The sequence below is a fragment of the Vibrio hibernica genome, assembly GCF_015223435.1.
Taxonomy (GTDB): domain Bacteria; phylum Pseudomonadota; class Gammaproteobacteria; order Enterobacterales; family Vibrionaceae; genus Vibrio; species Vibrio hibernica.
The window spans coordinates 24,025-30,406 of the sequence record NZ_VHKO01000035.1; the positions used below are offsets into that span (position 1 = coordinate 24,025).

Annotated in this window: 6 protein-coding genes and 1 tRNA gene; 6 read left to right on the plus strand and 1 reads right to left on the minus strand. The window is 41.5% G+C overall.

Going from position 1 to position 6,382, the window contains the following annotated elements:
- Positions 1 to 6: 6 nt before the first annotated feature.
- On the minus strand, positions 7 to 1,266 hold the full coding sequence (gene hemA / locus FH976_RS11635; RefSeq protein WP_194091022.1) for a glutamyl-tRNA reductase: 1,260 nt from the start codon (positions 1,264 to 1,266) through the stop codon (positions 7 to 9).
- A 174-nt stretch (positions 1,267 to 1,440) separates the two neighbouring features.
- Between hemA and lolB the strand changes: the two genes are divergently transcribed.
- From lolB to FH976_RS11665, 6 genes are all read left to right on the plus strand, one after another.
- Complete coding sequence (lolB, locus tag FH976_RS11640; RefSeq protein WP_194091023.1) at positions 1,441 to 2,073, plus strand: lipoprotein insertase outer membrane protein LolB; 633 nt, start codon at positions 1,441 to 1,443, stop codon at positions 2,071 to 2,073.
- A gap of 29 nt (positions 2,074 to 2,102) precedes the next feature.
- Positions 2,103 to 3,041 (plus strand): 4-(cytidine 5'-diphospho)-2-C-methyl-D-erythritol kinase, encoded by a 939-nt coding sequence (gene ispE / locus FH976_RS11645; RefSeq protein ID WP_194091028.1) that lies wholly within the window; start codon positions 2,103 to 2,105, stop codon positions 3,039 to 3,041.
- 27 nt (positions 3,042 to 3,068) lie between these two features.
- Complete coding sequence (locus tag FH976_RS11650; protein ID WP_190332379.1) at positions 3,069 to 4,013, plus strand: ribose-phosphate pyrophosphokinase; 945 nt, start codon at positions 3,069 to 3,071, stop codon at positions 4,011 to 4,013.
- Positions 4,014 to 4,159: 146 nt separating this feature from the next.
- On the plus strand, positions 4,160 to 4,750 hold the full coding sequence (gene pth, locus FH976_RS11655; protein ID WP_194091024.1) for an aminoacyl-tRNA hydrolase: 591 nt from the start codon (positions 4,160 to 4,162) through the stop codon (positions 4,748 to 4,750).
- A gap of 81 nt (positions 4,751 to 4,831) precedes the next feature.
- The gene (gene ychF / locus FH976_RS11660) at positions 4,832 to 5,923 is read left to right on the plus strand and encodes a redox-regulated ATPase YchF (RefSeq protein WP_194091025.1); all 1,092 of its coding nucleotides are present in this window, start codon (positions 4,832 to 4,834) and stop codon (positions 5,921 to 5,923) included.
- Between the two features lie 278 nt (positions 5,924 to 6,201).
- Positions 6,202 to 6,278 (plus strand) — tRNA-Met (locus FH976_RS11665).
- Positions 6,279 to 6,382 lie beyond the last annotated feature (104 nt).

Below are 6,382 nucleotides of genomic sequence, written 5' to 3' on the forward strand. Positions count from 1 at the left end.
GCACAGCTAAAGTTCATCTAAACCTAAACTTTGACGTATAACAGTTAATTTCTCTGGCTCGCCTTGCTCTGCCACAACTTGCATAGCACGAGTCGGCTGATGGATTAATCGGTTGGTTAATTTATTGCTTAATTCACGTAATACTTTTTCTGGATTACCGCCTGCGGCAAGCGCATTGAGGCTTTTTTCCAATAAATCACTTTTAATATCATTGGCGTGTTGTCGGTAATCTCGAATGCTATCCACAGCTTGTAGTGATCTCAGCCACATCATAAAGGCCGCACTTTCTTCCGTTACAATCGCTTCGGCTTGAATGGCTTCAACTTTACGCTGTTCCATATTTTTACTCACGATCCCTTGCAAATCATCCACACTATATAAATAAGCATCGTTTAGATCGCCAACTTGAAATTCAATATCACGTGGCACGGCAATATCTACTAACAACATTGGCTGATGTTTGCGTTTTTTTAATGCTGTTTCAACCATCCCTTTACCAATAATAGGCAACGGGCTCGCAGTGGAGCTGATCACAATATCGGCTCTAGGTAAATGCTCAGGGATCTCGGAAAGTGTAATGACTTCACCATCAAATTGATCGGCCAACAACTTGGCTCTTTCAATAGTACGGTTCGCGACAATGATATTTTTACAGTGGGTCGATGATAAATGCTTGGCAACCAATTCGATGGTTTCCCCTGCACCAACAAGCAATACAGTGACATTTTTCATCGATTCAAAAATTTGCTTCGCGAGCATACAAGCCGCATAAGCAACAGAAACAGCACTGCCACCAATCGCCGTTTCGGTACGAACTCTTTTCGCAACAGAAAACGCTTTATGGAATAATTTTTCAGTCAAACCATTCACCGCTTTTAGCTCAACTGAAGATGCATAAGCTTGCTTTACTTGGCCTAAAATTTGCGGCTCGCCAAGTACTAATGAGTCAAGCCCACATGCCACTCGCATAAGATGCTGAACGGCAGCTTGTTCTTCATAACTATAAATAGATGACATCAAGCTTTCAGGTTCTACGTGATGGAACTCTAATAACCAATCAATGATGTGACCTTTAGTTGCGCCTTTACTTAAGTCGCAATAAATTTCAGTTCGATTACAGGTTGAAACGATAACACCACTTTTAATGACATGACTAGCCGCCATCTGAGCTAGCGCTTCAGACAGTTTCTCAGGTGAAAATGCAATTTTTTCTCGCAACTCAACCGACGCTGTATTGTGATTGATACCAATAGCAAGCAAAGACATGTAGTGGGGATACTCTAAAAAATAGTGATATGAGCCAGCAATTTTACTTGATGGGCCGCAGTAATGAAAGGGCTAGACTCTGTATTCGTAACAATCGACGGATATTTGTGCTGAATGGCTCAACGATAAGATGCTACAATTGCGCTGAAATTTATAAAAGAGTAAGGATTCCTTTTGTCTATTCATCATGCATTTCGCCGTTTTTCTAGTCTCATACTTTGTATCATCACCATGGTATTAGTGGGCTGTAGCTCAGTACCAGAACAAGAAACCACTTACCATGTCAATTGGCAGCAACATCAGCAAGACCTTACAAAGTTAGATGCATTCAAAGTAACAGGAAAAATCGGTTATCAAGATCCCAGCCATCGACAATCTCTTAATTTTATTTTAACCCACGCTTCAAACTATGATGAATTAAAACTGCTGACTTTTTTTGGTCAAACCGTAATGACACTACAAATGCTACCAAGTGGCTCAATGATCACGACATCCGATGGCAAGGTAAGCACAGCTCCACAAGCCAACCAACTAATCAATGAATTGACAGGGTTCAGCATTCCAGTATCCCAACTCCCCGACTGGATTAAAGGCTTGCCTACCGATGCAGATCGCACCACATTGAATGATTCTAATACACTAGCAAGCCTTGAGAAGAACCTCGGTGATCAAAACTGGCGACTCAATTATTTAACTTACTCAGCTCAAATGACACCAGTAAAGAATGATCTCATGCTGCCAAGTCAACTATTCTTACAGCAAGATAAAACCAAAATTAAAATAGTGATCAGCAAGTGGATATTCTAATGTCAAATGTAAGCTCACTTAAACAACCAATGATTCAAGACTCAATTGCGTGGCCATCCCCTGCCAAACTGAATTTATTTTTATATATCACTGGTCGCCGTAGTGATGGTTATCATGAGCTGCAAACCTTATTTCAGTTCATCGACTTTGGTGACACCCTACGTTTTCACATCAATCAAACCGGTAAGCTAACCATTACCCCAGAGATCGAAGGCGTCGCGTTAGAGCAGAACCTTATTTGGAAAGCCGCGGATGCTTTACGCCTATATGCAAAAAATATGTATGCGAAGAGCATACACGCACAGAAAGCAGGCGATATAGATCCAAAGACACTTGGCGCTGACATTGAACTTAATAAAAGATTGCCTATGGGTGGCGGACTCGGTGGCGGCTCTTCAAATGCAGCGACCACCTTGGTGGCACTAAACCATTTATGGCAACTTAATTTTGATATCGATACTTTGGCTGAAATAGGATTAAAGCTGGGCGCTGATGTTCCTGTGTTCGTTCGAGGACAAGCCGCTTTTGCTGAAGGGGTTGGCGAAAAACTTAAACCTGCTCACCCACAAGAAAAATGGTATTTAGTGCTAAAACCGGATGTCAATATTGCGACTGCAGATATTTTCACTCACTCAGATTTGACTAGAAATACGCCAAAGCAAGAGCTTACAACACTTTTGCAACAACCTTACGAAAACGATTGCGAAAAAATTGTGACTTTACTGTATCCGGAGGTTGCTAAGCAACTTTCTTGGCTGCTACAATACGCGCCGTCGAGATTGACTGGTACTGGGTCTTGTCTTTTTGCTGAATTCGATACTCAGCAACAAGCAAAAGAGACTTTAGACAAGTTTATCGCGCAACAAAATTCAAATAGTGTCTTTGGCTTTATCGCCAAGGGAATGAATATTTCATCTCTCCATAAGACTTTGGCTGACTATAAACAAGCCAACCACCACTCAATTTAAAACTGGACGCAACCCGAGGTTTCCCCCGTGCCTGATATGAAGCTATTTGCTGGTAACGCCACACCTGAACTAGCCCAACGTATTGCAGATCGCCTGTACATTTCCCTTGGTGACGCAACTGTAAACCGTTTTTCTGACGGTGAAGTTGCGGTACAAATCAATGAAAATGTTCGTGGTAGTGATGTATTCATCATCCAATCTACTTGTGCGCCAACCAATGACAACTTAATGGAATTGGTTGTTATGATCGATGCAATGCGCCGCGCTTCTGCGGGCCGTATTACAGCCGTCATCCCATATTTTGGTTACGCACGCCAAGACCGTCGTGTCCGTTCAGCTCGTGTTCCAATCACTGCAAAAGTTGTTGCAGATTTTCTTTCTAACGTCGGTGTTGACCGCGTTTTAACCATCGACCTTCACGCTGAACAAATTCAGGGTTTCTTCGATGTTCCTGTCGATAATATCTTTGGTACGCCAGTGCTGATGGAAGATATGAAATCTCGTAACCTAGAAGATCCTGTGGTTGTTTCTCCTGATCTTGGTGGTGTTGTTCGCGCTCGTGCAACGGCAAAAATGTTAGATGACACTGATATCGCTATCGTTGATAAACGTCGTCCACGCGCTAACGTTTCTGAAGTAATGAACCTAATTGGTGATGTTAAAGGTCGCGATTGTGTAATTGTTGATGACATGATCGATACTGGTGGCACATTATGTAAAGCAGCTGAAGCGTTAAAAGAGCGTGGTGCGAAACGTGTATTTGCATACGCAACTCACGCCGTGTTCTCTGGTAATGCCGCAACAAATATCGCGAATTCAGTTATTGACCAAGTCATCGTCACTGACTCAATTACCTTGTCGGATGAAATGAAAGCAACAGGTAAAGTAACGCAACTTACTTTATCAAGCATGCTAGCTGAAGCTATCCGTCGTATCAGCAACGAAGAATCAATCTCAGCGATGTTTAACTAGAACTACTCGTTAAATATTCAATGCTTGAAAATGGAAACCACTTTACTTATTAGTAAGGTGGTTTTTTATTACATCCCACTCTGCCCACCCTTTTAAAAAATATGCTATCATGCCGCGCTTTTAAAATTTGCAAAGAGAGCAGAATCTTGACCCAACCAATCAAATTACTTGTCGGTCTTGCTAACCCAGGGCCAGAATATGCCAGAACTCGCCATAATGCTGGAGCGTGGGTGGTAGAAGAGTTAGCTCGAGTACATAACGTAAATCTCAAAGAAGAAAGTAAATTTTTTGGCTTAACCGGAAGGATAATGGTGCATGGTCAAGATTTACGCCTTCTGATCCCCACTACATTTATGAATTTATCGGGAAAGTCGGTTGCAGCCATCGCAAAGTTTTATCAAATATTACCTGAAGAGATCATGGTCGCTCACGATGAACTCGATCTTCCACCCGGTGTGGCTAAATTTAAAAAAGGTGGCGGTCATGGCGGACACAATGGTCTAAAAGACATTATTGCCAAACAAGCGAACAATAAAGAATTTTATCGCTTACGAATTGGTATTGGTCATCCTGGGCATAAAGATCGCGTCGCCGGTTATGTTCTTGGAAAAGCGCCAACCAAAGAACAAGAATTGCTTGATGCTGCTGTCGATGAATCTGTACGCAGCTTAGACATACTATTCAAAGATGATTTAGCAAAAGCACAAAATCGCTTACATACGTTTAAAGCTGAATAAAACAGTTATATAAAGCTGTATTTAGCAAAACAATCAAATGACAGAGTCGGTAATCATGCCGAATGAAAGAAGGTTTATAACATGGGTTTCAAATGTGGGATCGTCGGTTTACCAAACGTAGGTAAATCCACTCTATTTAACGCGCTAACTAAAGCAGGTATTGAAGCGGCTAACTTCCCTTTCTGTACCATTGAGCCTAATACCGGTGTCGTACCTGTTCCTGATCTTCGTCTTGATGCATTGGCAGCAATCGTGAACCCAAAACGCATTCTTCCAACCACGATGGAGTTTGTTGATATTGCCGGACTTGTTGCTGGTGCATCAAAAGGTGAAGGACTTGGTAACAAATTCCTCGCAAACATCCGTGAAACTGACGCTATCGGTCACGTTGTACGCTGCTTTGAGAATGAAAACATCATTCACGTTGCAGGTAGAATCTCGCCAATTGAAGATATCGAAATCATCAACTTAGAGCTTGCTCTTGCCGACTTAGATAGCTGTGAACGCGCTATCCAACGTCAAGCCAAAAAAGCAAAAGGTGGCGATAAAGACGCTAAGTTTGAAATTACAGTGCTAGAAAAACTGCTTCCTGTCTTTACAGAAGGCGGAATGGCTCGCTCAATTGAACTCAGTAAAGAAGAATTAGCTGCCGTTGGTTATTTAAACTTCTTAACTCTAAAACCAACTATGTACATTGCCAATGTAAGTGAAGATGGATTTGAAGGTAATCCATATTTAGATCAAGTTCGTGCATATGCAGAGGATCAAAATGCGGTGGTTGTGCCTGTTTGCGCTGCCATTGAGTCTGAAATGTCTGAACTTGACGAAGAAGATCGTGATGAGTTTTTAGCGGATCTTGGTATCGAAGAACCCGGTCTAAATCGTGTCATTCGATCTGGTTATGAATTATTAACCTTACAGACCTATTTCACCGCAGGTGTGCAAGAAGTTCGTGCTTGGACAATTCCAATCGGAGCAACAGCACCACAATCCGCTGGTAAAATTCATACTGATTTTGAAAGAGGCTTTATTCGCGCAGAAGTGATCGCTTATAACGACTTCATTCAATTTAAAGGTGAAAGCGGAGCAAAAGAAGCAGGCAAATGGCGCTTAGAAGGTAAAGAATATATCGTGAAAGATGGTGATGTGGTTCACTTCCGTTTTAACGTCTAGTTCGTAGCCCATAAATAAAATATTCAAATCAAAGCCAGTGAATAGTTCACTGGCTTTTTTCTTTCTATTCAAAGCTGATAACAATAAATATATAAAGAATCGACAGCGATAAATTGTGTTATTGATTACAAATAGTGCTTTTTGTTTAAAAAAAATGCGAACGATTCATTTTGGGTAATTTATTCAAAAAAACTATTGACGCTCGCGGCCCTAATCCGCATAATGCGCTCCGTTCTCGTTGCAGAGTTTATGCAACAGACAGAGGTGAAAACCTCATTGGCTACGTAGCTCAGTTGGTTAGAGCACATCACTCATAATGATGGGGTCACAGGTTCGAATCCCGTTGTAGCCACCAAATTTATACAAGTTTTGATTCGTCGAAATTTGCTGCTCGATAAGTAAGTTTATCCAATTAACTTGCCCATTTAATATCGAGATACTGGAAACTTAGTTTTATAT